The organism is Streptomyces sp. NPDC059816, from assembly GCF_042732055.1.
In the GTDB taxonomy this organism is placed as follows: domain Bacteria; phylum Actinomycetota; class Actinomycetes; order Streptomycetales; family Streptomycetaceae; genus Streptomyces.
Genome location: NZ_JBHWIQ010000019.1, coordinates 34799 through 60625, shown reverse-complemented (window position 1 = coordinate 60625; position 25827 = coordinate 34799). Strand labels below are relative to the sequence as shown.

Genomic DNA, 25827 nt, shown 5'->3' with positions numbered 1-25827 from the left:
GGCGAGGTGTTGCTTCCTTCTGCCGGGCCGCCAAGTTGCCGCTTGACGGCCCGGTTTCCTTCGTCCGGTCGCGCTCGCTCTGCCTACTCGATCTCCTTGAGCACCCGCTCGACCGAATGCACACGGGTCCGCAGATCGGCGAGGTGTTCGTCGATGGCGGTCAGTCGCTGCTCGATGGCACCCTGGTTCCGGGTCGCCTGCTCGGCGAGCGTCCGGTACTCGTAGTCGCGGGCGAGGACGGCCTTGGCCCGCCAGGTCGCGGCCATGTTCCAGACGACGATCGTGACGACCACGAAGACGGTGCCGAAGATGCCGGCCGTTCCGATGACTTCCTGCCAGTCCCGGGGGTTCATGAAGGAGTTCCTTTCTCGCCGTTCGATGGATCGGCATCGGCATCGGCATCGCCGTGCGTGTCGGCGTCGGCGTCGGTGTCGGCGTCGCGCGAGCTGAACGTCAGCACGGCGGTGGCGATGGCTTCCGGCGTGAGGTCGAGCGCGAAGGGGACCACCTCGTAGAACTTCATGGCCTTTCCGTCACTCGACAGCTCCAGGTGGGCCGAAACGAGGCCCGCGGCCTCCAACTTCCGCAAGTGCGCCTGGAGCAGGGTGCGACTGATGCCCAACTCACGCGCCAACTGGCTCACGTAGTTGCGTCGACGGGACAGGGCCGCCACGACCCGCAGCCGGTGCGGGTTGGCCAGCGTGGCCAACACGTGCACCAAGTGGTCCCCGTCGCGGAAGGAGGCCGTCACGGCGACCCACCGAATCCACCGAACCCACGGGACGACGCCAGCCGCGGGGACACGAGGCTCTCCCCTTCACGACGCCCCAGCACCTTCACCGCCAACTCCCTTGCCGCACCGCACGTTTGCCTTCACCTGCCCATGAACGTTGGCAGGTGCCAAGCAGAGTTTCAACGGTGGGCGGCAAGCCTCAGGGGCGGCTGGGGGTCACCCCCTAGGGGCTACCGGACCTCCCGCCGGGCACCCGGAACACCGGGCGCCGACTGCACGTCCGTGCTCACCTGGCCGCCCAGGGTCATCACGTTCAGGGTCGCGGAGTTCTCGCTCGCGATGGCGCTCTCCACCCGGGAGACCAAGGCCGTGAACGCCTCGCCCTCCGAGAGGCCCGAGTAGATCCCCACCCTGGTCTCGAAGTAGATCCGCTCATGCCCGAGGAACTGCTCGGTCGACCGGTAGTTCTTCCACTGCTCCCGGTAGCGGTACACGCTCTCCAGAGAGACGGAGCCGACCACGATCAAGCTCAGCACCGTGGCCGTGAGCTTGGCGAATGACAGGTCGAGATTGACTCACACGGGCACCAAAGCTCCCCCGACGACGGATATCGTCCTCATCCGGAGGTGCATCGCCTTCGTCTTGACGGCCTTCTTGTCGTACCACTTCTGGTACTGGGACAGCCTCCCTTCCACGTAGTCCCGTGCCGAGGCCACCGGCAGGGAGACGGACGGGTGAGCTTCGAGCGACTGGCCGTCATCCGTTTCTGACATGCGCGGAAGTAGACCTGCGCCGCGACAGGTCGGTCAACTCCCACACCCGCCACCCCGGCCCGCCGCACTCCGCCCGAGGACGACCCCTCCGGGGCCGGTGACGGCACAGCCCCATGACCAGCAGCGGCCCCGGACGAGAACCCCGAGGCCGCGCAGCGCACCGCCCCGGGGTAACCCCGGGGCGGCGACTTGTTGCGTTGTGCCCCCGGCAGGATTCGAACCTGCGACACCCGCTTTAGGAGTGGGATTGGATCCTTGCCGGGTAGTGCTCCGCCTTGCCGCAGGGCACTGTTCTGCCTGATCAACGCCCTGCGGCGTCGTACTCCATCCGGCTTGTGACGCCCTGTGCTGGCCCGTCTGCTCACGCATCGCGCACGCACGCTAGGCCGGTCGGGAATCCAGTCGCCGGGAGCTCGGCCATACATCGAACAGCTGAGACTTGCCGCTGTGGACTCGCTCGTAGCCACACCCGTCATTGGAGCGGATGGCAGCCCGGCACGGCCGGGCGACTCCCAGTCGTAACCTCGATGACAGCTGCTTTCCGCTGGGGCTCCGAACGCGTCGACGTGTGGAGGCCATGGAGCGCATAGCCCCGTTGCGAGGCCCCGCGGCGCGTCACCGACACTGCTCGGCAAGCTCGTCAGTGGCCAGTGTGCCGCCTCCGCCCGGCTCCCTGGGCCACCTTCGAGGAACTGGTCGTTATCACCATCCCGAGCCTGTTGAGCAGGTTGCAACGTACAGAGATTTACGGCAGCATCGCTAGCCGGGTCGGATAGGCGGCCTGTTCCGGCACTGCGCTGCCCCGTCTGCAGTGCCAACAGAGGGACGAAGAAGCCAGCGCTGCACCTGTCGTGGTTGAAACCTGCTCTTGCACGCCCAAACTCGGGCGTACCGATCAGTTTTCGAGTGTTCAGGGGCGGCAGCGCTCGAGGACGGATCGCACTATGGCCGCTGGTGGTCGCCTCACCCGCCTTGCCCGCACCCGAAGCTGCTACTCCGGGGAGCCGTTCCAGTATGCCTCGGAAGCCCTTCGGGCCCATCGCCATGCTCCATTGCTCCCGGACGCTCACGGCGGACAGGCACTCCTCGAAGCTCAGGTGATGAAGGAGCTTGGCCGCGGAGGGGAGTGGTGGGCACATCCGGTCGGAATCGCTGGCACGCGTCTGACGCCTGGACAATCCGTGGTGGTCCTCGATAGTCACAGTGGGTCCCTTCCTGGCCGGAAGTTCCCGATGGCCGACTATGCGCTGGCGCATCTGCTTCCGTCTGCAGAACCCGGCGTCCAGGTCAGTGGTGTGATGCGGCTGCGTGTCATTGCAGTACGCGACGCAGATCTTCATCTCGAATTGGCCGGCACCGAAAGTCGATTGGTCCTGAGGGGAGCCCCGGGTACCCGCTGGCATCTCTTGCTCGCACAACGAAGGCGCGACCTGGAAGAGGGTGGCTTCGTGCCCTTGTGGGGTGTGACCGGGCCGTCGCCCTACGAGCTGGAGGACGAGCGTCAGTTCGCCTCACTCATGCAAACGGGTCGGGATCTGGCGTGGCTCGGCTCAGGACTCCTTCGCCGCATCGCGATCTTCCAGAACTTCAGCACTGCTTACTCGACTCGAGCTTGGATCACCGGGGACGAGTGGATCTTCGAGCTGGATACGCATCGCGACGCACCCCTCAAACATGACGCGTTTCTCGACCGCCTTATGGACGATGTCTGGGGTCTGCCACTGAGGATCAGGCGCTGCTACTGCGACTGCAGTCTGCAGGGGACGGCGCGGGGCTATCAGTGCACGTTCTACCTGGAGCACCAGAGCCCCGACGTGCGAGGGGTGATGCAGATCCGCTTCAGGTGGGGGGACACTGTCTACGGCGACGATGTTCGGCAGAGGCTGGAAGACCTCAACGCCAATCGAGACTGGCTCGACAGAGTGCTGCCCCGCCGAACCGATCGGGCTAGTGGCCCGGCTGTCCGGAAGGGCGGAGCCCGATGAACTGGGACAGCCTTGCCCTGTTGATCCTGGCCCTGTCGGGTGCCTTGAGCCTGCTGCTGTCGCAGGCCTGCGATGTCTTGGCGAAGACGGCAGAGGTCATCCATGCCTGGCGTGAAATTCAGCAGAGCCTGCGGGCAGGGGACAGGCCGCCGAGTCGGCAGGACCTGCCGCATGATTGAGGCGACTAATCGCCGGCGAGCCGAGGTGGCCTTGTCGATGCCCATCTGGAGAACGCCGTTGACAAGGCTCATCGCGCGGACGGAGCCCGTGCTCTGGGGCAGCAATGAAGGCATCGCCATCTGCTTCCAGCACTTCCCCTACGTCGAGGTCCTCTTGGACGACGGCTACCTCGGCCTGAGCCGCGACCACTGCGAGCAAGCGATCACACCACCCAGAAAACCCCGCCCGGGAGCATTGCCCGGCAGAGTCGAACAGTGGGAACGCGACCGCCACGGGCACTCCTCTGACCGCATCACCGTCGAACACGCCCTCGCCGATCACAAACGCTGGAAGCAACTGACGCGCTGGACCCATCGTCGCGACCGCCTGGCCGACACCTACTGCGTCATCGCCGGCCTCGTCTCCGACCGCACCGTTCACGCCTGAGCCAGCGTCCTCCAACGGACCAACACGCCTCGCCCGCTATCACGCACCAACTCGTTAGCGACCGATTTCCAGCACCCGCACAAGAGCTACCCCGCCCGTCGGGAACACCCAGCCCTCGTAGGCGACTTCGACACCGGGGGACGGGGCGGAAGCTTCAAGATGGGGGCAGCCACGGCTGACGCGGGCCGGACAGGTAGTCGAGGACGTTCATGCGGCGGATTCCGCAGTCGCCGTGCCAGAGCTCTGCCCGGAAGTTCTTCGTCGGCTGGGCAAGATCGAGGTGCAACGTGTGGCCGTGACGTTGGAACAGGACGCGGCACGTGTAGCTGATGTGACCTCGGCCTTCGCGTTCACCACGTCACTGAGGTTGCAGGTGAAGACCTGGCAGTCCTTGCGGACGCTACGCTTGGCCCTCAGTGGCTTATCGTTCTACGTTGCTTGATAACTCAAGCAAGTCCGTGAGCGTCTGGAGGACGGTATCAATGAGCTCACATGTGTGATCGGCGCTGCTGGTTCAGACGGATCTTACGTGTGGCCGGCGCGGGATTGATGCCGCGATCTGTGCAAACTTCGCTCAGCCGTACGTCGGGAAGTTGTCACCCAAGATGATTCGCCACAGACGTATTGCTTCGCGATGGTCGCCTCGGTTCTCAGCGGCCAATGCCAGGTCTGCCCTGTCGCGAGCGGTTTTGAGGCTGTCGTTGACAGCAGTGCGATTCGCTTGGGTCAGGTATGTTGACAGATCCCCACTGTATCCAGCGGGGTCATTCACTGTCAGGAAGTTGTGGTTATGGTCAAAGAACAACCTCAACGCCGCACGTGAGTTGTTGGCCATTGTGACGAAAGTCCGCGCGGCCAACATTTCCAGGTGGAACGAAGCGAGCCGCGAGCTGTGAGCACTGTTCCACTTCTTGGTGAACCGGATGACTTTCTTTAGATCACCGGTCAACTTGGCGTTGCACTCATTGAGATGCGTCTCGTGCTTCACAGGATCGGTAGTAAGCCACCCACCCGAGCCGTCAGGGATGCCGTACCCGCCAGTTGTGTACTTCACGACGGCTGCCACGTCCACATAGAGGCCATCGGCGTAGAAGAAGCGTACCGCCTGGCCTCTCGCACCGACCTTCTTGACGGTCGAGGAATTGTTCAGGCTGCGGCGGACCCGGTAAAGGAAATCCGAGGAGTCGTCGCGATAGCTTCGTGCCCAGAGGTCATCGTCGACATGAAGGTGAACCATCAGGTCAATATCAGCCACGGGGTTACTAGCTGTGTTGCGTCCAAGGGAGCCGATTAGCTTGTGCGACTGATACTGAACATTGGCCGTCGAGGGGAAGGCCGCCTTGATAACGGACGCAACAGCATCACGCCGCTGGTCCACCTTTTCCCGAGTCGAACTGGTTGGAGTGGCTTTGGTGTTGAATTCATCAAAGGCGCTGGCCGTGGTCGTCGCCATTCCTACCCTTCCTCGTCCGTGGCGTAGCTCTGGCCACCGCCGCTGATGTTCTTGCTGGACTTCTTATAGGCGAGGCGCCCTGGCGGGTCGGACGTCTTGTTGAGCTCATCCCGAGTGCTGGTGAGATTGCGCAACGTGTCCCGCGCGTCCTCGCGGGTCATCTCGGCCAGGTCGATCGTGAGGAACTGGCGAGCGGCTGTCTGCAACTGAAGGTAGGCGTTCGCCGACGCCTGGGCCTGTGTCATGCGACGCGACGCGTTCACGGTAGTGAGGGTGGCGCTGAACGCAGCCGAGATAAGAGCCAACACCCCGGGCCAGACACCGAGGTCGCCGCCAAGGGCGGTTCCACCGGAGATGGCGGCGAGCGCTGCCGCCGGGACGCCAAGAGCCAGGTTGATGAGCCGCCACAACTTGGCCTGCTCGAACTGGCCTTGGGCGCTCCACAGTGAGCTCTCGTGGATGCGGTCGGCCTCCTGCGCGATGGCTCGGTGCGACTCAGGGATGTCGTTGGGGATCAGGGACACGAACACCTCATTTGACCAATCACCGCGCGAGGTGGGTGGAGGCGGACAACAAGAGCGCGCGTCAGTGTAGATCCCCGGTTGCCTGTATCGCGAGGTGTTCGCCGGGCGAGGCAGTTGGTGGCCTGGTCCAGGAGGCGGGCTCCGCCCATCTGATCGTCGAGTACGCGGATGAACGGCCCGTGGCTGCCATCGAGTGTCCCTCAGCCCACGCGTTCTTTCAGGCAGGGCGCCAGGTGCTCGCGCGAATAGGTGAGGGAGGCTTCGCCGGTCCGCGTGGTCGATGCGCGGTAGCGTCGCCGGGGAGAACCCATCAGGGAAGGAACGATCGCCGGATGCCGCACAGGACTGATGTCGCCGACAGGCGCGGCCTGATCCTCGACTTCGCCGGGGTGCTTACCGCCAGCCCAATCGATGTCCACCGCGCCTGGTGCGTGTCGGAAGGGCTGGCTCCGGGCGCGTGGCGCAGCACTCTCAACGATCACCCTGAGGGCCGACGCCTGTATGCGGCTCTGGAGATCGGGGAGATCGGGCAGGCCGAGTGGAACGAGGGCACGGCCGCGCTGTTGGGTGCGCACGTGGATCCGGTGAACCTGATGGGGCGGGCCTGGGCCCGGGTGCCCGCGGCCCGCCGGATGGTCGCGCTCACGCGTGCCGCGCGTGCCGCCGGCCACCGGCTTGCCCTGCTGTCCAACAGCTTCGGCCTCGACCCGTTCAACCCGTACGAACACGTCGGCATCTGGGACCTGTTCGACGTGCACGTCGTCTCCGAGCTGGTCGGCATGGCGAAGCCCGATCCGGCGATCTACGAACTCGCCCTGGAGCGGATCGGGCTGCCCGCCGAGCAGTGCGTGTTCGTGGACGATCACGCGGTGAACCTTCCGCCGGCCGCCGATCTGGGCATCGCCACGGTCCACGGCACGGACGAGGATGAGGCCGTGACCGAGTTGGAGGCCCTCCTCGGTGTCACAGCGGTGCTCGCCGCGTGAACCCAACTGCGGTCTGAATCAAACGCTGTCGGCTCCACCGCTCCAGCCAGTACTGTCCGTTTGGGGCCCATCACGCGGAGGTTCTGGAGCATGCAGTGGTCGGAGTACACCACCTCTGAGCGCTTGAAGGCGCTGCGCGGCGGCATGACACAGGAGCAGTTGGCGGAGGCGGCCGGCGTGTCCGTCGGAGTGGTCCGCAAGCTCGAACGCGGCGGAACTGCTTCCCTGCCGTCCCTGCTGTCGATCGCCGACGCGCTCGGCACGGACATCGCCGTGCTCCTCGGTCAGCAGGCGCCACGGCGGTCCATGGACCGCGACGAGCGGGCAGCGTTACGTCTGGTCTCCGCAGCCACCCATGACGCGGCCATCGGCATCCCCGCCGAGGTCGAGCCGGGCACCGTCGACGAGCTCCGCGCCGTCGTCCGTCGCGCGGATGCCGCGTACTGGGGAGGCCGGTACACCGAGCTCGGCACTCTCCTTGGGCGGCTCCTGCCCGAGGCGCGGGCCAGGTTCGACATGGCGGGCCTCGATGAGCGGGAGGCCGCCGCCGGCGTCTTGATCGACACCTTCCAGACGGCGGGCATGGCCGCCAACGTGCTTGGATCACGAGATCTGGCGTATGCGGCGCTGACGTACGGACGCCAGATCGCCGTGCAGGGCGGAGACGATCTACGTGCCGCGCACCTTGCCACCACCACCGCGTGGGTCAACCTCCGCGACGGCCGGACCAAGCAGGGCTTCCTCCTTGCCGCAGCACAAGCCGACCGGATTGAGCCCAAGATGAGCGAGCACGACCCGGACCGGCTGAGCGTGTACGGGCAGCTCGTCACGAACGCCGCCGTCGCCGCGTCCCGAGGCGGTGCGAGCTCGGACAACGCCCGCGAATATCTCTCCCAGGCGCACGCCGTCGCCGCCCGAATCGGGGACGAACACGCCCGTGGCGCGCACGCCCAACCGTACGGACCGATGTACGCCGCAACGCAGGCCATGAGTATCGCCGTGGCCCTCGGTGATACGGCTGGAGCGCTGCGGCTCATGGACACCGTTCGCCTGGACGACACGGTGCCCCTGGCCACCCGGGCCCGCTACGGCCTGGACGTAGCGCTCACCCAGGTCGAATGCCGACGGTGGGAGGCCGCAGCCGACACCCTCCAGGCCGTCTGCGCGATGGCCCCGGGATGGGTGCGTCACCAGCTGCTTCCCGGCGTCATCATCAGTCGACTCGCCGGGGTGTCCGTCAGCCGACTGCGAGGACTGGCGAACGCCGCGGGCGTACCCCTCGGCGTGCGTTGACCTACGAGCCGAAGTACCACGGTCCGTAGTAGGTACGGGCGCGCCATCAGCGCGACTGCTACGGGGCGTGGCACACCTTCGGGCGCCCCTGCTTCCGCTGCTACGCGGCGTGGCGGTCCGACCGGATACGGAGTCTCTCCACTGCGACGGGCCGTGCCTGGGCCCCGACTCCGCAGCCCAGCAGCCTTGTGGGTATGCCGACCAACCCGCCCGGCGGCCTTGGGCACGTACCCGTCGCCGTCTACTCCTGCGCCACCACCTCCACCGCCCTCGGTGAGAGCGAGGAGCGGGGCCGCTACTACGCCGACGCCCGGCACTGGCACGTCGCCGGCGTCTGGTCCGACCCCGCCCAGTCGCTGCCGCTCATGGAGCGGCCGGGCTGGCAGGCCGTCACGGCCGCCCTGTCCGCCGGAATGATCCGAGGTGTCGTCGTCAGCGGCCTGACGCATGTCGCCGCCGACGCCGCCCAGTTTGCGGCTCTCGGTGTTCTCCTCCGCGACCGGGGAGGGTTCCTCGCGGACGCGTCGAGCGCTACCCCGACCCGTCGAACCCCCGGCCAGGCCCGTCGACGCCGCGACATCGCGGACGCGGCCTCCGGCTGGTTCACGCAGACAGGCACGTACGAGGAGGGCGGCTCGTGAGCGCCCGGCGCGCCTGGGTCGGCGACCTCGTCCGTGACGGCGGCGGACGGCGGGCGATCGTCACCGACGTCCGCGCCGGTGGCACCGTGTGGGTGCTGCGGCCGCCGATCGGCGGTGGGCCCCACTGGGAGACCGACGACCCCGACAGCCTCGAAATTCTCGCCCGCTCCGAAGCCAGGGATACGCCGTGAGCGACCGCGCTCGCTGCCGACCCTTCCGTCACGCCCGTGCACCACGCCTGAAAGGCGAAGTCCCCGTGTACGCGTTCGGCCTCTGCATCGACCAGCAGTACCTCGTCCCCGGCCTCGCCGCCCTCGCCGGCCTGGCCGGCAGCCTCACCCCGGCGGCCCGCCGCGAAGCTGCCGTACGGGTGCTCACCCTCGACCTGACCTCGTCGCAGGCCCTCCTCCTCGCCGACCTCGCCAAGCGGGCCGGCTTCGGCTCCTTCGACCTCCGTCGATGCGCCCCTCTGCGCTCCTCGCGCATGGCAGACGCCTCGTACATCACCGTCACCACCTATCTGAGGTTCGAGTTCACGCCGAGCTTCGTCCGCCGTCCCTACCTGATCTACGTGGACGCCGACGTACTCGTACGCGGAGATGTGAGCGAGCCGCTCGGCGCCCTCGCGCCGGACGAGACGGGTGCCGTGCGGGACGAGTTCAACCCGACCGTCGGCGGGTGCCCGGCGCTGCCCGGAGCCGCCGAGCGCTGGCCCCATCTGCGCGGACGCCCGTACTTCAACGCGGGCGTGCTCTGGACCCACACCGACCACATGCCCCGCATCCGCCGAGGCGTCGAGCAGGCCCTGATCCACGCCCGGCGCCACATCCTCCACAACGACCAGGACGCCCTGAACCTGTGGCTTCTGCGATCCGGCCGAGTGCGCCCGGTGGTCGGTGGTTTCAACCGGTTCGAGGTCGGCCGATTCCTGGAACGCGGGAACTGGGTTCGCCGGGTCGTCACGCGGTCGCCGAAGCCCGATTCGGCTGCCGTCCTCGTGCACTTCGTCGGTCCCGAGAAGCCGTGGCAGGCCGACTGCCCTGTCACGGAGGAAGTCGTCGAATACCGACGGCACCTGGAAGGGGCCATGCGTCTCGTCCGGCGTCTGGGTGCCGTCGGCGTGGAACCGGCGGGTGTGCGGTGAGTGCGGGGGTACCGCCCGCTGTCTCGCGCGCTGCCCTCGCCCTGACCGGGGTACCGGCCCGTACCGCCCGCCGGCTGTCCGCACGTACGCGCACCGTCGTGTACCGGGCGGGCCTGGCCGACGGACGCGGTGTCGTGATCAAGCTGTACGCGGCGACCGCACGCCGCAACGCGATCACGGAGAGCGCTGCCATCCGGGCCGTGGCCGATCACGTCCCCGTACCGGCCCTCATCGGATATGGCCACGTTCCAGGCCACGAGGCGACCGCCCTTGTCACTGTCGACCTCGGCCCGCTCACCCTCGGCAGCGCCATGCGCTCCGGCCGGATCTCCGACGAGCGAGCTCTGAAAGACCTGGCCGGCCTGCTCGGCCGCCTGCACCGGGCCCCCGTCCGGCCGTGGGCCCCGCGCCGGCCGCTCCACGAGCAGGTCACCTCACTGGGCCGCCGCTGCCCGCCCAGCAGCCTCGACCGCATCGCGCCCGCGCTGGCCGCCATCGCCGACGCCGTCCACACGGCGCCCGTGTGGTGCCACGGCGACCTGCACGGCGACAACGTCGTGATCGCCGGCCCCCGAGCCATCCGCCACCTGGTCGACTTCACCGACGCCGCGGCCGGTCCCCGCGAATCCGACGTCGCCCAGACCCTCGTCATGACCGACGTCCTCTCGACTCTCCGGGCCCGCACGGTCACCGATGCCTACCCCCTTGCCCTCGATCACCACTTGTTGGGCGCCTGGGTCGTCTTCCACACCCTGCGCTCCTGGGCGCATTCCTCCCCTGGAGACGACCGCGCCTTGTGGGCCCGCCGCCTGGACGACCTCAGCCGACGGACCCCGCACCTCTTCCGTACGCGCCGCCCGGAAAGGACGCGCTGATGAACACCCCCGCCCTGTCGGTAGTGATCCCGGCCTTCAACGAGGCCGCCTACCTGCCCCGCTACCTGCCCTCCGTCCTCGCCTCACTCACCCGCTGGGAGGAGATCACCGGCCGTACGGGAGAGGTGATCGTCGTCGACAACGCCAGCACCGACGCCACCGCCGACATGGCCTCCTCCTTCGGCGTTCGCGTCGTCACCGAGTCCGTCCGCAACATCGGCCGGGTCCGCAACACAGGAGCGGCAGCCGCCCGCGGCGGCCGGCTCTTCTTCACCGACGCGGACGTGGCTCTGCCCCTGGAGGCGGTCACCGCTGCTGCTGCCGCCATGGACGCCGGGGCCGTCGGCGGCGCCATCCCGCCGCTCTACACCCCGGAACGGCTCGGCGCCCGCCTGCTGTGCGCGTACTGGGACCACTACCGCACCCGGCGCGGCGGGGCCCAGGGCGTCAACCAGTTCTGCACCGCCGACGCCTTCCACCACATCGGTGGGTACCGGGACGACCTGTTCATGAGCGAGGACGTGGAGTTCTTCGCCCGCCTCACCGCCCACGGCCAGGCCACCGCCCGGCCCGTGACCATCCTCGACGAACTGCGCGTGCGCCCGTCGACCCGCCGCTACGACCAGTGGTCGAGCCTGCGGATGCTCTGGTGGCAGAACCCCGTGACCGCCCGCCTGCGCCTCCGGTCGCCTCGCATGTGGCGCCACTGGTACGAGACGACCGTGCGATGACGAAGGAGACTCCTGTGCAGCCCCAGTTCCTGGTCGACCTGCCGGTGCCGGACGGGCAGGGCATCTACACCTTCCCTGACGACCTCCACCGCGCCCACCAGACGCACACCCAGCAGCTCGCCGCCCGCCACCGGAACCACGACCACCGCATCCTGGACGTGAGCGCACCCCACACCCGCGTCCCGTACTACATCGAGGCGCGCACCCCCGCCGGCCGCCCGGTCCTCGTCATCGAACCCCATCACGACGACTTCGCCCTGTCGGCCTCGGGAACCTTCCTCGCCCGCCCCCGACCGCTGACCGTGGTCAGCGTTTTCACCCGGTCCCGGAGCGTGCACCCCGCCCTGGAGGCCACGTACGCCGACGTCGACATCGTGTCCGAGTTGCGCGACCGGGAGGGTGCCGCCGCGCTCGCGCCGTTCGCCGCCCGCCGGCACCTCCTCGGCCACAAGGACGCCGAGCCGCCGTACTTTCCCTACGACCCACAGGTACTTGACCAGGTCACCGAGGAGCTCGGTCGGGTCGCCGCGGCCCACCCCGGCGCCGAACTCCTCGCGCCCGCTGCCGTCACCCGCCACCCCGACCACCTCCTCGTCCATGAGGCCGCCGTTCGCCTCGGCTGCACCTGGTTCTGGGAGGACCTCGCGTTCTGGTCGACGTACGCGCTCGCCGGCTGCGACCAGCACCTGTTCCGTACGCGCACCGGGGCGACGATGCGGCCCGAGCTGGTCGACATCACCGACGTCGTCCTGGACAAGGTCACCGTCCTGCGCATGCACGGCTCGCAGATGCACCCAGCGCGGAAGATGTACCGGCCGATCCGGCATGCCTTCACCACGGCGGCCGACCTCGTCGACGGGCCCGGCCCGTACGCCGAACGCTTCTACCGGACGGAGGAGTCGACGTGCTGATCATCGCCCTGGAGGGACCCTCCTACGCAGGCAAGTCCACGGCGATACGTCACCTCCGCCGCATCGCCCTCGGCTCGCGGGCGTTCGTCTCGGACTGCTACGTCAGGCACATCGCCCACCGCGACGACATCCCTCCGGCCCGGACCGACTCGGCCGCTGCCCAACTCGCCGCCTTCGAGAGGTTCATGGAGATCGAGGCGACCCGCCTCGCCGAGGCCGCCGCGAGCGGCAGGCAGCTCGTCATCCTCGACCGCTCCGTGGACACCCTCCTCGCCCACGCGTACGCCCTGGACGCGCTGTTCGGGTACGGCGTCCACCACCAGCTCCGCGACCGCCTCAAGACGCTTTCTTTCCTGCACCCCGACCACACCCTCTACCTCGACGTACCGGCGGAGACGCTCCACCTCCGCCGCAAGACCGTCGGCCACACCGCCGCCGAGTCCGAGTACTTCCTCCACGAGCCGGGCTTCCTCAGCCACGCCCGCGACTACTTCGTCCACATGCCCCGTCGGCCAGTGACGCGAGAGCTCACGGTCCTGGCCGCCGACGCGGGACAGGACGATGTGGCCCAGGCCGTGGAAGCCCTCGTCACCTTCTGGGCGAGGTGAAGGAGGATGCCCACCGCCCTGTTCGCCTGGCGCCGCACCCCGCCCCCGTTCCTCATCGGCGGCGCCGAGGTCACCCAACAGCTCCTCGCCGAAGAACTCGCCGCCGCCGGGTGGCACGTCACCTACCTCGGCTCGCACGAGGCGCCCTGGGACGCGACCACCCAGCTCCCCGACATGCGCGCCCACCTCGACAGGCATCGCGTCCCGTACGACGAGGCGGACGGCACCCTGCACTACCGGTGGAACGGGGTCGAGTGTGCGGCGTTCATGCAGAACAACGTGGAGCACGCGCTGGGCAGCTTCTTGGGAGACCTCAGCCCCGATGTCGTGTTCACCTCGCAGGAAGGCTCGGCGCAGCTCGCCGCGCAGGCCAGACCGACCGCGCTCGTCGCTGGCCTCCTACACTCCGTTTCCGCCACCGGCCTGGGGGTCCTCGCCGGCCGACCCCACTACGGCCTCGCCGTGTCGGATTTCGTCCGGGAACGCGCACCCCACACGCCTGGCACCCGCCTCGCCGTGATGTACCCGCCGTTCGCGCTGCCCGGGGAGTGCTCGGGCGAGGCCCGCACCGCGTCCGTACTCATGATCAACCCCATCCCCGCCAAGGGATCCGAGCTACTGCACCAGCTCATCCGTCTCATGCCGGAACAGCACTTCACCTTGGTCGAAGGCTGGTGGGACACCGCCGCCGACTTCGCCGCCTACCCGAACGTGACGTACGTGCCCCGCGTGTACGACATGGGGCCTCTGTACCGCAGCCATCGCCTGCTGCTGGTCCCGTCCACCGTGGAAGATGCCTTCCCCCGCGTGATCGTCGAGGCCGCGTTCCACGGCGTCCCGAGCATCGGGACCGACCGGGGCGGCATCCCCGAAGCCATCGGCGACGCCGGAATCGTCCTGCCGAGCACAGCCGGCCCCGAGACGTGGGCACACGCGATCCGAGAGGCGGACCACGAGGCGCTGGGCATGAGGGCCCGGCGTCAGGCGGTCACGTTCACGCGACCGTGCCTGCCCGAGCTTAAGGAGCTGGGGCTCTAGGCAGATCCGGCGAATGCCCGCTCCACCACGTCGAGCCGCTCCGTCCACCAGTGAAGAAGCGCCTCGTCGGCGAGGAACAACTCGTCGCAGGAGTGGTCGCCCCGGTCGTAGTGGAACTCGAGCTGCCAGAAGTCCGTCATTCGCTTCCACCACAGTCGCCGCGCGGCGTCGACCAGATCGGCCGACTCCAACGGGATCACCGACTGGTAGCCGGCCACGAACGCAGCCACCCGCTCCAGGTCGAACACGCCCTCCACCCCGAACTGCACCTGCGCCGTACGAACGACTTCTTCCGCGTACGGGCGGACTCCCAGCCGATCCCAGTCCAGGACGGCAACCAGTCCGCCGTCCGCCCAGAGGAGGTTCCGGTACTGGAAGTCACCGTGCGTCCAGCCATGCGGGCCCGCAGGGGTGTCTCCCTCGGGGCGCAGGTGGGCGTGCTTGTCGAGGAGGATCTTGCGCTCTTCGATGGCAGTCCCCGCGGCCCTGTCGAAAGCGTCGCCTGCGCCCCGGGCCGACACGGCTCCGGCAAGCCGGTCAGCCTTCTGGACGGCTCGGCCGGCCTCGGTCACCTCAGCGGTGACCGAGGCCGGCACTGCGGGCATCCCAGCCTCATCGACAGCACGGCCGAGTGCCGTATGGAGTCCCGCGAGGTGTGTGCCGAGCTTGTACGTCTGCGTCAGCGACAGGTCAGTTCCGCGAACGTGTTCCCCTGCCGACCAGGGAAAGAGGCAGTAGACGCCACCGCGGACCTCGGCGATCACATCGCCGTGGACGGTGGGGAGCGGGGCGCATACGGGAACGCCGTACGAAGCCAGGACGGGAAGGACCGCGAGGTTGCGACGCAGTCGATCGAGCGGCACGTCCGTGACCCGCTTGAGGGCGAACCTCCCGGCCCGGGTGTCCAGCCGCCAGTTCACGTTCATGAGGCCATCGGCCAGGTGCTGTCGGTCCAGCACTTCGTCGATGTCGTATGCCCGGATCAGCTCGGCAAGATCGTCTGCGGGGAGGTGCGTCCTGTCCGCCACGTTCGCGTCGGTCACCCTGGCGACGATACGGGAGTCGGCCGTGCAGACGCACAAGGATCACTGGTCTGCCTCGGCGGGACGCGCCCGTTCCCTGCGGGAACGAATCGGGTGTTCCCCGAGGGAACGCTTTCCCTGTTCCCCCAGGGAACACGAGGGTCGGTCAACGCCGCCGCACCTGCGGCTGCTGTACGGCGGCCGGTGTGGCCGCCGGCGGGTGGACCGGGGTGGCAGGGAGCAGTGTGGTGCTGCGGGCCATGGCTGCCTGGGCGAGGGGGCCGGGTGCGTGGCGTTTCCCCGAGGCGGGGATGCGCCAGGTCAGGGCGCGGGCTGGGGTGCGGGCGTCATCGAGAGCGTGTTGGCCGAGGGCCTGGTCGAGGAGGGTGGACGGGTTGTGGCCGGCTGTCTCCGCGTCGGCGAGGACGGTGGCGAGGGCGTCCCAGGCGGGGTCCTTCAGGATGCGAACGGCGTGCTCGGGGACGCCCTGCTGGAGGTGGCGGGCGTAACGCTGCTTGGTCTGGATACCGGGGGCGCGACGGGCGAGATCGTCCAGGACCGGGACGGCGAGCTGGGCGTACGCGGTCTGGAGGTGGACGAGGGCCTGCTGGGCTGCTGCCTCCTGTTGGGCGTGCTGGTGGGTGCGGTGCCAGTGCTTGGCGAAGGCCACGGCGATGAGGGCGGCGTCCAGCAGCATCGCCTCATCGAGCTGTACGAGGAGATCGGGCTCCCGCCCGTCCGGCTCCACGATCTCCGCCACGGCGCGGCGACGCTCGCCCACGCGGCCGGAGCCGGCCTGAAGGACATCCAGGAGATGCTCGGCCACTCCTCGATCACCATCACGGCGGACGCGTACACGAGCCTGCTTCCCGAAGCGGATCTCGCGATCGCCGAGGCCGCGGCCCGTCTCGTCCCGCGTGCACGCGCCCCTCGCGACGTGCCGGATGGTGCTGATCGGTTGGGGGAAATTTCGGGGGCTGCCACCCCGTCCGCTCACGCAACGCGCACGCAAACGGCCCCGGACGAGACGTCCGGGGCCGAGTAGGCCCTTTCCCTGAGGAGAAACCCCAGGTCAGGGCCATGCGTTTGGTGCCCCCGGCAGGATTCGAACCTGCGACACCCGCTTTAGGAGAGCGGTGCTCTATCCCCTGAGCTACGAAGGCGCTGCGGCGGTGCGGCCGAGGAGGGCCGTGCCACCGCCGTCAGTGTAGCGGGTGGGTTGACCCCGGCAGGCGCCTCGTGCGAGGAGGGGCGTTCGCCCCGGTCGGGCGGTGCGACCGGCTGAGGGGGAGCCCCCGAGACGGACCCCTGCCCCGCTCCCGCGATCGTCACCAAACGGGGCGGAGCGGCGGGATCGAGGCCCCGGCCAGGGCCCGGACGATGGCCGCGAGCTCGGCCCGCGGGAGCTGGAGACCGGCCTCCCGGAGCCGGTCGGCCAGCTGCGCTTCGAGCTCGTGCAGGATCCTGCCGGCCACGGACAGGTGGTCCAGGGCCTTCGGCGTCAGGACGACGAGCTTGCGTCGGCCGCCGGCGGGGTGCGGTTGGCGTTCGACGTAACCCCGTTCCTCCAGATCGTCGATGATCTGGCCGGCGGCCTGCTTGGTGACGCCGAGACGCTCGCCCAGTTCGCTGCTGGTGGCGCCCGGGCCGCGGAGGGCCTGGAACACCAAGCCGTGGACGGGCCGGAGGTCGTCGTACCCGGCGGCGTCGAGGCGGCTCACGAACTCGGAGAGGACCAGTTGGAAGGTCATCCCGAGCAGGAAGGTGAGCTCGGTGCGCTCGAGCGGGTCACGGGTCTCCATCGGCCCATCTTGACACAGTCAATAAAGTGGCTTTACTTAGCTTGAGTAAAGGAGCTTTACATGACAGGTTCTGTGTACGTGGTCAGTGAGAGTCGGCAGCGGACGACCGTCACGCCCGCCGGTTCGATGTTCGCCCTGGCGGGCCCCAGTCAGGGCAGCTCCGAGCTGAGCACTTGGCGGGTGGCGCTCGACGGGGATGCGTCCACCCCGGTGCACGTCATCGATCGTGAGCAGGTGTGGATGCCGCTGGCGGGGCGGTTCGAGGCCGAGGTGGAGGGTGGCGTCGAACAGGCCGGGGTCGGCCAGGCGCTCGTTCTTCCTGCGGGCGCGGTGCGGAAGTTGACGGCCGTGGGCGGCGCCGCGGAGGCGCTGGTCGCGATGGTCGTCGGGGGCCGGGCCGTGATACCGGGCAGCGACGACAGGATTTCGCTTCCCTGGGCCGAGTGACATCGGGCCGAGGGGCGTCCCCGTCCGCGAACGACGCGTGCGACACGAACGGTGAAGGGCCCTGCTCCGCACTACGTGCGGAGCAGGGCCCTTGGTTGAGCGCTGGGCAGGCCTTGCACCTGCATTTCCCCACAGGAAGTGGGGCGTCTTTCCTTGGACGACCAACGCATGTCCAGCTACCGGGAGTTCCGGTGACCGGCTCAAGATCAAGCATAGACCATTCCGGAGGTCCTCGACGCCAACGTGCGGACGGCGGGCGCCGGATGGGCCGGACGGGGCCAGTGGGACCGGTGGGGCTGCCCGAGCCGGGGATGCGGCTCGGGCAGCGGCCGGACGCGGGGTCAGTTCACTTCAGGTACACCAAGCCGTCCGTGGTGACCGCGGGGCGCCCCTTCGTGCCCTTCACGACGATCTTCACCGTGTGCTTGGCACTGGATGACCAGGACTGGGTCCAGAGCGCGTCGCGGTACTTGGTGCCGGACGACTTGAGGTCGACCGTCTTGGTGAGGCGTCCGTCCACGTACACGTCCAGCTGACCGGAGGTGGCCGCGCGGGAGACCACCAGGGCCGCCGAGCGACCGGTGAACGTCCACGTCAGGGAGGCGTTCTTGGCGGACGAGGCGAGCGACTTGCCGCCCAGGTAGCTGCTGGACGACTTGCTGGACCAGGCGCCGGTCTTCTTCGCGGAGGACTCCTGGAGGATCACCGGCGTGCCCGAGACGCTGGCCGCGGCGGTGTTGCCGGCCCGGTCGTACGCGGTCATGGACCACTTCGTCGCCGAGCCGGACTTCGCGGTGTGCGGGGCGCTCGTCGTCGTCGGGCCGTACGTCTTGGCCGTCGGGGCGGTCAGCCGGACCTCCTTGAGGGCCGCCTTGTCGGTGGCCTTCCAGGACAGGGTCAGCGGAACGCCGGCGGTGTTCACGGTGCCGGCGCGCAACGTCAGTGCCGGCTTGGTGGAGAAGGAGGGGGCCGTGGCGTCGACCACGATCGTCGCCGTCGCGGAGGTGCTCGCCCGACCCGAGATGTGGGTCGCCCGCACCTGCACCGTGTGGGTGCCGGGCGCGAGCGTCGCCTTCGCCGAGGTCGCGGTGGCAGCGGTGGTGGCGACCACCTTGCCGTCGACCAGCAGCTCGTACCGTCGCACGAAGGACGACGGGGTCGACGCCGACCAGCCGACCGTCACCGCGCCCTTCGCGTAGTAGGTCGAGCCGGACAGGCCCGCGCCGGTGACCGACTTGACGGTCAGTCCGCTCACGGCGCCGCCGGCGTAGCTGCGGATCGTGGGCAGCTGCGCGTACAGCTGACCGCCGGGGCACACCGTGTTGAAGCCGTCGCGGTGACCCGAGACCCGCGGGAAGGTGTACGACTGTCCGGAGGTGAACTTGGTGCCCTGGTGGTTGCCGCCGTTCGCCCCGGCCTTGAGTTTGACGGTGCCGGTCGGGTCGGCCTTGTACTGGCCCAACTTCCACGCGGCGACCCGGGCGACGGAGGCGACCGCCGCGCTGGGGGCCGCCTGCTTGTCCCAGTCGCCGATGACCGCGATGCCCGCGGACTCACGGTTGAAACCGAAGGTGTGCGCGCCGAGGACGGGCAGGTCCACGCCGCCCTTGCGGCCCTCGAAGACGGTGCCGCACCGGTCGACCGCGAAGTTGTAGCCGAGGTCCTTCCAACCCACGGTCTGCACGTGGTACGTGTGCAGGCCCCGCATGATCTTCGGGGAGTCCGTGCACGCGTACGTGCTGGTCTGCGCCGTGTGGTGGACGAAGACGGCCTTCACGTCCGGGTTGTACTCCGGGCCCTCCGCACTGAGGCCCTCGTCGGCGCCCCATGCGACCCGCGAGGTGATCGGCGGCTTCGGCGCGCTGGACGGCGGGGCCGGAGGCGTGGACGGGCCGCTGCTCGACGGGGGCGACGAGGGCGGCTGCGTGACGGGGGCGGAACTGCTGGGCGCGGAGGGGGTGGTGGGGGGTGTGGTGCCCGGGTCCGTGCCGGGTGCCGAGGTCCCGGGAGCGGGCTCACCGGACGGAGTGGCGGGCGTCGAGGGGACGGGTGCCTCGCTGGTGGCGGGCGGCTGGCTCGGCTGCTCGGTGGGGGTGGCAGTGGGGTTGTGGGGGACGGTCGGGACGGAGGAGCCCTCGGGGACCGGGGCGCTCGGGTCCGCGCCGGGCACCTGTCCGAGGTCCTCCCCGGTCAGGGCGAAGGCGGCGGGTTCGATGTCGGATGCGATCGAGGCCGAGCCGTTCCCGGCTGCCCGGGTGGCCGTGGACTTGCCCTCGCCCGGGCCCTCGCCCGGGTCGATCATGTCGAGGCGCAGCCCCTCGGGGAGCCCGGTGCGGGTGGTGCCGCCCGCGGTCATCCGCACCTCGACGCCGTTGGACGCGCCCACCCAGCGGGGTTCGCTCGCGCCGCGCAGTCCGACCCGGGCACCGGCCTCGTTGCGGGCTTCCGCCTCGGTGTCGACGTCGACCCAGGGGGTCCACTCGTCGTTCGCCGCGGACCGGGTGCGCACCTCGATCGTGCCGTTCAGCCGGGCGTCGGGGTCGGTCCAGGTGATGCCGAGCATGCTGAACGGATCGGTGTCGCGCCGTCCCAGGGCGGCCGTGCGCCCGTCCGCCGAGCGCTTCAGTTCGGCCTTGTGCACATCGGTCGTGACCGGTCCCGTCGCGGTGTCCGTACCGTTGCCCTTGCCGGCCGTGGAGTCCTCGCCCAAGCCCTGGACCGTCAGCACTCCGGCAACGGTCGCGGTGGCCACGGCTGCGGCGATCCACAGGGTGCGTTGCGGTTTCAAATCGTTCCCCCGGTGAGGAAGGCGCCCGGCCCGGAGAGCGGCGGCGGGCGGAATCCAGCGGACGGCACGTGTGTGCGGCTGCCCATGACGTGTCACGCACTCGGGCCGCGCGGACGCGACGGGAGGCGTCGGCCCGAACCGTCGAACGCCGTGCCCGCGGGGGGCGTGCTCCGATGGGTTCGCTCCGCTGCCCGTTCCGTCGCACGTGTGAAGTTCACGTACCCGGGTACGCACAAATGTTCTCAGACGGTGGGGTGCGCGATGCAGTAGGGGTCGCGTGGGGCCAGTGGGGCGTGCGCTGGCGTGCGGGGCTGCATCAGCCCCGCGGGGAGAGGGGAGGGGCTCAGGAACGGGTGATGCGCACCGTGTAGTCGCCGGACGAGTCCACTCCGCCGACCGCCACCCGCACGCCCGAATCCGCGTCCTCGAAGGCCTCTCCGGACGCGAAGGTCGCGTCCGACAACTCGGCGTGCACATTGGGGCGTCGGGTGCAGCCCCCGCTGTTCTGCGTCGCGTCGTGCACCGTCACCGGCCCCCGTCCGGTGTCCACTTCCGCGTCCACCCGGTAGACCAGGGCACCCGCCTTGCACACCGCCTCGTCGTTGCCCTCGCTCGTGCGCACCTCCACGGCGATGCCCGACGTGCCGTCGAGCGGGACGAACACCAGCTTCGGCCCGCCCTTGCGGGCCAGCGGCGACAGCGTGTACTCGATGGTGCCCCGGCCGGTGACGCAGCGGACCTGGTCGTCGTCCAGCCAGCCCAGCTTCCACTTGTGCCACCCGAGGAAGTCGTTGTTGGCGCCCCAGTCCTCGCTCATGATGTCCCAGTGCCCGACGGCCCCGCCGCCCTCCTGGGTGTACAGGTCGGGCAGGCCGAAGACGTGCCCGTTCTCGTGCGGCAGCACCCGGTAGCCGGTCTCCTCGTACGAACCCGAACCGTCGTCCTGGCGGCTGTACACGAAGGACGCGTTCGAGATCGGCACCCCGTCCGCGACGGGGGCCTCGTGATTGCCGGCGAAGGTCACCGACAGCACCGTCTCCAGGGCCGGCGGCCCCGCGTTCGGGGTGGCGAGCACGTTCACCAGGTCGTACGCGGCGAAGTCCACCTCCGGATCCGCCGCCGTCACGATGTCGTCGACGAGCTGCCGGTAGCCGGGCTCGAAGGGCGCGCCGCGCTCTATCGTGTACTCGGCGAAGGGCCTCGGCATGCGCAGCCAGTCCTTCAGCGGCGCTTCGGCGCGGTAGTCGAGGCGCCCGTACGAACCGGTGGCGAACCACTTCTGGGTCTGCGGGAAGAACTCCGCGAGTCGTTCCGCGGCCGTGCCCTCGCCCGGTGCGTCCGGGAAGTCGACCATCAGGTTCAGTGCCCGCACCGTCCCCGTCGAGCGGGCGTATCCGGGCGGGGTGGGCACGCCTTCGGACAGCTGGACGTCGAGCGTGGCGCTGATCATGCAGGGGCCGATCATCGCGTTCCGGGCGGACTGGGAGGTCGGTCCGGCGGCGGTCGCGGAGCCCTGGGTGAACCGCCCGGTACTGGCCGAGGTGGTGACCGCGAGGGTGAGCGCGGTCATCGAGGCGAGGACCGCCGCGCGGCGCGGCCTGCGTATCCGACGGCTGGACGTCTGCATACCTGGGCCTTCCCCTGCGCGGCAGCCGCCCGATATGGCTGCGCCCTCTGCCCACCCTGTGCCGGGGCGCCCGCCCGCGCGCGCTGAGCGGGACCGATCGTGGGTTTCTCCGTGGGAAGGGTGTGACGGCGGGTGCGCGGGGGCATTGCGGTCGGTCGCCCGGAAGCACTCCCCGCGGGGGTGTGGTGCAGGTCACAGGGGCTCGGGAAATATGTGGGGACACACTCCCCGTTTGAGCTAGTGTTCCGATGAAGCGGGGAGTACTTCCCCGCTTCGGTGGGGGCGAGTAGCTGACGGACACCCACAGCGGTCCGGCTCCGGTTCGACGACGACCCGAGGGCCACCGCTCCAGGAACCGTCACCCCGGGGCACCGGCCGCCATCGGCCCACCGCACCACCAGCACCGCACCGCACCACCGTCAGCACCAGCACCAGCACCGCACCCGTCCGCCGAAAGTGTGAGGAGTACGCCGTGGCAACCACGACCAGCGCGCCCCGTCCTACGCCCCGCCCGCGCGCCGACGCGTTGCGCAACCGCGAGCGGATCGTCGTCGCGGCCCGGGAGATGTTCGTCGAGGACGGCCCCCAGGTCCGCATCGACGAGATCGCCCGCCGTGCGGGAGTCGGCAACGCCACGGTGTACCGACACTTCCCCGACCGCCGGTCCCTGGTGCACGGGGTGGTCTGCCACGTCTTCCAGAACATCTCGCACCTCGCGGAAGCCGCGCTCGCCGACGACCGCGACCCGTTCGCCGCCCTGTGCACGTTCGTCCACGAGTCGGTGGACGTCCGCACCAGCGCCCTGTGCCCCCTGCTCGCCGACGACTTCGACGCCGACCACCCGACCCTGGTCGAAACCCGCAACCGCATCGAGAAGCTCGTCGACGCGCTCCTCGAACGCGCCAAGGCGAGCGGCCAACTCCGCCCCGACATCGCGGTCACCGACCTCCTGCTCGCCGTCGGTCAGCTCACCCGCCCGCTTCCCGGCCGCGACGCCGCCAGCAGCCGGAGCTTCGCCCAGCGCCAGCTCCAGGTGTTCCTCGACGGGCTGATGGCCCCGGCCCGCTCCGAACTTCCCGGTACCCCCATCACCTTGGAGGAACTCCGCACCCAGCCCTGCACGGTCAGCACGACGCGATCGACGGAGCGGTAGCCCGGCACCGCCCGCGGCACTCCGCCGCACCCGCACCGCCCCACGGCCGGCCCGGGTGACCCGGAGCGACCAGGACGACGCCTGACGACCTGACTCCCGCCGCGAACGTCCGCCCGCACCGCCGCCCGACCGTTCCGCCGACCGCTGATCGCGCCCCTCCGTGCGCACACCCGCACGGTCCCTCCACACGCCGACTCCTCGCCCCTCTCCGCACGAAGTTCCTAGGTGGGTACCTCCATGTCAAAAACCGCCCCGTCGCAGCCCGAGACAGATCCGGGCCGCCCGACCGTCGATCCGTTGCGCTGGAAAGCCCTGGTCTTCATCGCCCTGGCCCAGCTCATGGTCGTGCTCGACGCGACCATCGTGAACATCGCCCTGCCGTCCGCCCAGACGGACCTCGGCATATCCGACGGCAACCGCCAGTGGGTCATCACCGCCTACGCACTCGCCTTCGGTGGCCTCCTGCTCTTCGGCGGTCGCATCGCCGACCTGTGGGGCCGCAAGAACACGTTCATCACCGGACTCATCGGATTCGCCCTCGCGTCCGCCCTGGGCGGCGCCGCCCAGAACGAGGCGATGCTGCTCGCCTCCCGCGCACTCCAGGGCGTCTTCGGCGCACTGCTCGCGCCCGCCGCACTGTCGCTGCTGGCCGTGATGTTCACCGACGGCCGTGAGCGCGCCAAGGCGTTCGGCATCTACGGTGCCATCGCCGGTGGCGGTGGAGCCGTGGGCCTGATCCTCGGCGGCGTCCTCACCGAGTACCTCGACTGGCGCTGGACCTTCTACGTCAACATCCCCTTCGCCGCGGTCGCCGCGGTGGGCGCCTACCTCGTCATCCACGAACGCGCCGACGCCCGCAACCGCGCCCCGCTCGACATCCCCGGCGTGGTGCTGTCCACGCTCGGCCTGGTCGCGCTGGTGTACGGCTTCACCCGCGCCGAGTCCGAAGGCTGGTCGGACACGGTCACCATCGTGATGTTCGTGGCCTCCGTGGCGCTGCTCGCCGCCTTCGTCGTCGTCGAGTCCAAGGTGAAGGCGCCGCTGCTGCCGTTGCGCGTCCTGACCGAGCGCAACCGTGCCGGCGTGTACCTGTCGCTCGGCCTCGCCGTGATCTCGATGTTCGGCCTGTTCCTGTTCCTGACCTACTACCTCCAGATCGTCAAGGGGTACTCCCCGGTCAGCACCGGCTTCGCGTTCATGCCGATGATCGTCGGCATGATCGCCGGCTCCACGCAGATCGGTGCGCGACTGATGACCCGGGTGCCGGCCCGGACCCTGATGGGCCCCGGCTTCCTGGTCGCGGCGGTCGGCATGCTGCTGCTCACCCAGTTGGAGATCGACTCCTCGTACGCGGCCCTGCTGCTGCCCGCGATGCTGCTGCTCGGCCTCGGCATGGGCACCTCGTTCATGCCGGCCATGTCGCTGTCGACGTACGGCATCGAGCCCCGGGACGCCGGCGTCGCCTCCGCGATGGTCAACACCTCGCAGCAGGTCGGCGGCGCGGTCGGCACGGCGCTGCTCAACACGGTCGCCGCGTCCGCGACGACCGCCTACGTCAAGGACCACATGGCCTCGGCGAACTCCCCGTCGGCACAGAAGCTCGTGGAACTGCGGGCCATGGTCGAGGGCTACACCAGCGCGATCTGGTTCGCCGTGGGCATCCTCGTCGTCTCCGCGATCATCGCCCTGACGATGATCAACGCGGGGCTGCCCGACGCGGACGGTCCGGACGCGGACTCCGCGAAGGGCGACGCGGGGGACGAGCTGAAGGTGCCGGTCATCGCCCACTGAGTCCGGTGCGGAGGGCCCGGGTGCAGGGAAGGGACCATCTTGGGTTCCCTTGGTCCCCGCACCCGGGCCCTCGCGCGTGTGGGCCCGGGGCACGCCGGTGTACGGGGCACGCCGGTGTACGGGGCGTGCGGGTGTACGGGGCGTGCGGGCGGGCGGGGGGCCCGGGTGCGCGGAACGTACGGGGTGTTCCGCGCGGGTGGTCGTGGCGCGCGGGTCAGCGCAGCCAGGGCAGGTCCGCCCCGGCGTCCTTCGGCTGGAGCCCGTCGGCGACGATCTCCATGATCTCGCCGAGGGACTGCTGCTGACCGGGTGTGAGCCGGTCGAACAGGGCCTGACGCACGGCTTCGACATGGCCCGGCGCGGTGCGCCGCAACACTTCGTACCCCTGGTCGGTCAGGACCGCGAACTGGCCCCGCCGGTCCGACGGACAGTCCTCCCGGGTGACCCAACCGCTCTTCTCCAGCCGGGCGACCGCATGGGACAGCCGCGACCGGGTGATCTTCGCGGCCCGCGCCATCTCCGTCATGCGCAGCCGGCGCCTCGGCGCTTCGGCGAGCTGGACCAGGAAGCCGTAGTACAGGTGGGGCATGCCCGCGTCACGCTGGAGCTGTCGGTCGAGGTGATCGTCCAGCAGGGTCGTCGCGCTCAGGTACGCCTGCCACACCCGCTGCTCCTCGCTGCTCAGCCAACGGGGCTCGGCGGGCCGCCCGGGCTCGGCCTCCTCCGACGTGTGCCCGGGGCGTGACGTGTGCCCGGGGTGCGCCGGGTGCGCCGTGGATATGGGCTCCGCCGGCTGCACGGGCCGGGCGGGTCGCCGGGGCGGGGCGGCGGAGGCGGTTGGGGGTTGGTCCGGGACCGCTGCGTTGGGCGCGGACCGCGTGGACCGCGTGGACGGA

Annotated in this window: 27 protein-coding genes, 1 tRNA gene and 2 pseudogenes; 17 read left to right on the top strand and 13 right to left on the bottom strand. The window is 69.6% G+C overall.

The features are described 5' to 3' along the window. Positions 1-83: 83 nt before the first annotated feature. The 4 genes from ACFV88_RS24340 to ACFV88_RS24325 form a co-directional block, all read right to left on the bottom strand. On the bottom strand, positions 84-353 hold the full coding sequence (locus ACFV88_RS24340; RefSeq protein ID WP_385493956.1) for a hypothetical protein: 270 nt from the start codon (positions 351-353) through the stop codon (positions 84-86). Next, positions 350-751 (bottom strand): ArsR/SmtB family transcription factor, encoded by a 402-nt coding sequence (locus ACFV88_RS24335; RefSeq protein WP_385493955.1) that lies wholly within the window; start codon positions 749-751, stop codon positions 350-352. Before ACFV88_RS24335 ends, ACFV88_RS24340 begins: the two co-directional genes overlap by 4 nt. A gap of 212 nt (positions 752-963) precedes the next feature. Beyond that, positions 964-1296: a DUF4231 domain-containing protein gene (locus tag ACFV88_RS24330; RefSeq protein WP_385494074.1), complete on the bottom strand. Its 333-nt coding sequence runs from the start codon at positions 1294-1296 to the stop codon at positions 964-966. A gap of 12 nt (positions 1297-1308) precedes the next feature. Next, complete coding sequence (locus ACFV88_RS24325; RefSeq protein ID WP_385493954.1) at positions 1309-1506, bottom strand: hypothetical protein; 198 nt, start codon at positions 1504-1506, stop codon at positions 1309-1311. Between the two features lie 1232 nt (positions 1507-2738). On the opposite strand from ACFV88_RS24325, the gene ACFV88_RS24320 reads away from it, so the two are divergent. From ACFV88_RS24320 to ACFV88_RS24310, 3 genes and pseudogenes are all read left to right on the top strand, one after another. Further along, positions 2739-3491 (top strand): hypothetical protein, encoded by a 753-nt coding sequence (locus ACFV88_RS24320; protein WP_385493953.1) that lies wholly within the window; start codon positions 2739-2741, stop codon positions 3489-3491. Continuing rightward, positions 3488-3670: a hypothetical protein gene (locus ACFV88_RS24315; RefSeq protein WP_385493952.1), complete on the top strand. Its 183-nt coding sequence runs from the start codon at positions 3488-3490 to the stop codon at positions 3668-3670. Before ACFV88_RS24320 ends, ACFV88_RS24315 begins: the two co-directional genes overlap by 4 nt. A gap of 103 nt (positions 3671-3773) precedes the next feature. Continuing rightward, a pseudogene (locus tag ACFV88_RS24310) lies at positions 3774-4097 on the top strand (transposase); the annotation flags it as partial. 574 nt (positions 4098-4671) lie between these two features. On the opposite strand, the gene ACFV88_RS24305 reads toward ACFV88_RS24310, so the two are convergent. Together ACFV88_RS24305 and ACFV88_RS24300 are read right to left on the bottom strand one after the other, a co-directional pair. After that, complete coding sequence (locus ACFV88_RS24305; protein ID WP_385493951.1) at positions 4672-5550, bottom strand: hypothetical protein; 879 nt, start codon at positions 5548-5550, stop codon at positions 4672-4674. 2 nt (positions 5551-5552) lie between these two features. After that, positions 5553-6074, bottom strand: coding sequence for an SLATT domain-containing protein (locus ACFV88_RS24300; protein ID WP_385493950.1), 522 nt, complete (start codon positions 6072-6074; stop codon positions 5553-5555). A gap of 332 nt (positions 6075-6406) precedes the next feature. Here ACFV88_RS24300 and ACFV88_RS24295 point away from each other — a divergent pair, with 332 nt between their 5' ends. The 10 genes from ACFV88_RS24295 to ACFV88_RS24250 all read left to right on the top strand — a co-directional run bounded on the left by ACFV88_RS24295 (position 6407) and on the right by ACFV88_RS24250 (position 14301). Then, entirely contained in the window at positions 6407-7060 is a 654-nt protein-coding gene (locus ACFV88_RS24295; RefSeq protein WP_385493948.1) for an HAD-IA family hydrolase, read from the top strand. Positions 7061-7150: 90 nt separating this feature from the next. Then, positions 7151-8353: a helix-turn-helix domain-containing protein gene (locus tag ACFV88_RS24290; RefSeq protein ID WP_385493947.1), complete on the top strand. Its 1203-nt coding sequence runs from the start codon at positions 7151-7153 to the stop codon at positions 8351-8353. Between the two features lie 194 nt (positions 8354-8547). Then, on the top strand, positions 8548-8994 hold the full coding sequence (locus tag ACFV88_RS24285; RefSeq protein ID WP_385493946.1) for a recombinase family protein: 447 nt from the start codon (positions 8548-8550) through the stop codon (positions 8992-8994). After that, complete coding sequence (locus tag ACFV88_RS24280) at positions 8991-9185, top strand: hypothetical protein (RefSeq protein WP_385493945.1); 195 nt, start codon at positions 8991-8993, stop codon at positions 9183-9185. The genes ACFV88_RS24285 and ACFV88_RS24280 overlap by 4 nt, the downstream gene beginning before the upstream one ends. Positions 9186-9250: 65 nt before the next feature. Further along, the gene (locus ACFV88_RS24275) at positions 9251-10138 is read left to right on the top strand and encodes a glycosyltransferase (protein WP_385493943.1); all 888 of its coding nucleotides are present in this window, start codon (positions 9251-9253) and stop codon (positions 10136-10138) included. Next, complete coding sequence (locus ACFV88_RS24270) at positions 10135-11013, top strand: phosphotransferase (RefSeq protein ID WP_385493942.1); 879 nt, start codon at positions 10135-10137, stop codon at positions 11011-11013. The genes ACFV88_RS24275 and ACFV88_RS24270 overlap by 4 nt, the downstream gene beginning before the upstream one ends. Further along, on the top strand, positions 11013-11744 hold the full coding sequence (locus ACFV88_RS24265) for a glycosyltransferase (protein ID WP_385493941.1): 732 nt from the start codon (positions 11013-11015) through the stop codon (positions 11742-11744). Before ACFV88_RS24270 ends, ACFV88_RS24265 begins: the two co-directional genes overlap by 1 nt. Then, complete coding sequence (locus ACFV88_RS24260) at positions 11741-12655, top strand: PIG-L deacetylase family protein (protein WP_385493940.1); 915 nt, start codon at positions 11741-11743, stop codon at positions 12653-12655. Before ACFV88_RS24265 ends, ACFV88_RS24260 begins: the two co-directional genes overlap by 4 nt. Then, positions 12649-13263 (top strand): AAA family ATPase, encoded by a 615-nt coding sequence (locus ACFV88_RS24255; RefSeq protein WP_385493939.1) that lies wholly within the window; start codon positions 12649-12651, stop codon positions 13261-13263. Before ACFV88_RS24260 ends, ACFV88_RS24255 begins: the two co-directional genes overlap by 7 nt. Before the next feature lie 6 nt (positions 13264-13269). Further along, positions 13270-14301: a glycosyltransferase gene (locus ACFV88_RS24250; RefSeq protein WP_385493938.1), complete on the top strand. Its 1032-nt coding sequence runs from the start codon at positions 13270-13272 to the stop codon at positions 14299-14301. Here ACFV88_RS24250 and ACFV88_RS24245 read toward each other — a convergent pair. Both ACFV88_RS24245 and ACFV88_RS24240 read right to left on the bottom strand, forming a co-directional pair. Further along, positions 14298-15383 carry a phosphotransferase gene (locus tag ACFV88_RS24245; RefSeq protein ID WP_385493937.1) on the bottom strand — a complete coding sequence of 362 codons (1086 nt, stop codon included), beginning with the start codon at positions 15381-15383 and terminating at the stop codon, positions 14298-14300. The two genes, ACFV88_RS24250 and ACFV88_RS24245, sit on opposite strands and share 4 nt — an antisense overlap. Positions 15384-15489: 106 nt before the next feature. Continuing rightward, positions 15490-16023 (bottom strand): annotated as a pseudogene (locus ACFV88_RS24240) (mobilization protein); the annotation flags it as partial. Between ACFV88_RS24240 and ACFV88_RS24235 the strand changes: the two are divergent. Beyond that, positions 15916-16368 carry a tyrosine-type recombinase/integrase gene (locus ACFV88_RS24235; RefSeq protein WP_385493935.1) on the top strand — a complete coding sequence of 151 codons (453 nt, stop codon included), beginning with the start codon at positions 15916-15918 and terminating at the stop codon, positions 16366-16368. The pseudogene ACFV88_RS24240 and the gene ACFV88_RS24235 sit on opposite strands and share 108 nt — an antisense overlap. Before the next feature lie 42 nt (positions 16369-16410). Here ACFV88_RS24235 and ACFV88_RS24230 read toward each other — a convergent pair. Then, a tRNA-Arg gene (locus ACFV88_RS24230) sits at positions 16411-16486 on the bottom strand. A 165-nt stretch (positions 16487-16651) separates the two neighbouring features. Continuing rightward, positions 16652-17125, bottom strand: coding sequence for a MarR family winged helix-turn-helix transcriptional regulator (locus tag ACFV88_RS24225; RefSeq protein ID WP_385493934.1), 474 nt, complete (start codon positions 17123-17125; stop codon positions 16652-16654). 60 nt (positions 17126-17185) lie between these two features. Between ACFV88_RS24225 and ACFV88_RS24220 the strand changes: the two genes are divergently transcribed. Beyond that, the gene (locus tag ACFV88_RS24220) at positions 17186-17572 is read left to right on the top strand and encodes a cupin domain-containing protein (protein ID WP_385493932.1); all 387 of its coding nucleotides are present in this window, start codon (positions 17186-17188) and stop codon (positions 17570-17572) included. 346 nt (positions 17573-17918) lie between these two features. On the opposite strand, the gene ACFV88_RS24215 is transcribed toward ACFV88_RS24220, so the two are convergent. After that, entirely contained in the window at positions 17919-20360 is a 2442-nt protein-coding gene (locus ACFV88_RS24215; protein ID WP_385493931.1) for an N-acetylmuramoyl-L-alanine amidase, read from the bottom strand. Positions 20361-20703: 343 nt separating this feature from the next. Next, positions 20704-21987 carry a M6 family metalloprotease domain-containing protein gene (locus tag ACFV88_RS24210; protein WP_385493929.1) on the bottom strand — a complete coding sequence of 428 codons (1284 nt, stop codon included), beginning with the start codon at positions 21985-21987 and terminating at the stop codon, positions 20704-20706. 472 nt (positions 21988-22459) lie between these two features. Between ACFV88_RS24210 and ACFV88_RS24205 the strand changes: the two genes are divergently transcribed. Together ACFV88_RS24205 and ACFV88_RS24200 are read left to right on the top strand one after the other, a co-directional pair. Then, on the top strand, positions 22460-23140 hold the full coding sequence (locus ACFV88_RS24205; RefSeq protein ID WP_385493928.1) for a TetR/AcrR family transcriptional regulator: 681 nt from the start codon (positions 22460-22462) through the stop codon (positions 23138-23140). 237 nt (positions 23141-23377) lie between these two features. Beyond that, positions 23378-24931 carry an MFS transporter gene (locus ACFV88_RS24200; protein WP_385493927.1) on the top strand — a complete coding sequence of 518 codons (1554 nt, stop codon included), beginning with the start codon at positions 23378-23380 and terminating at the stop codon, positions 24929-24931. Between the two features lie 214 nt (positions 24932-25145). Here the strand turns inward: ACFV88_RS24200 and ACFV88_RS24195 are convergent, their stop codons facing one another. Further along, positions 25146-25616, bottom strand: coding sequence for a MarR family winged helix-turn-helix transcriptional regulator (locus ACFV88_RS24195; RefSeq protein ID WP_385494073.1), 471 nt, complete (start codon positions 25614-25616; stop codon positions 25146-25148). Positions 25617-25827: the final 211 nt, after the last annotated feature.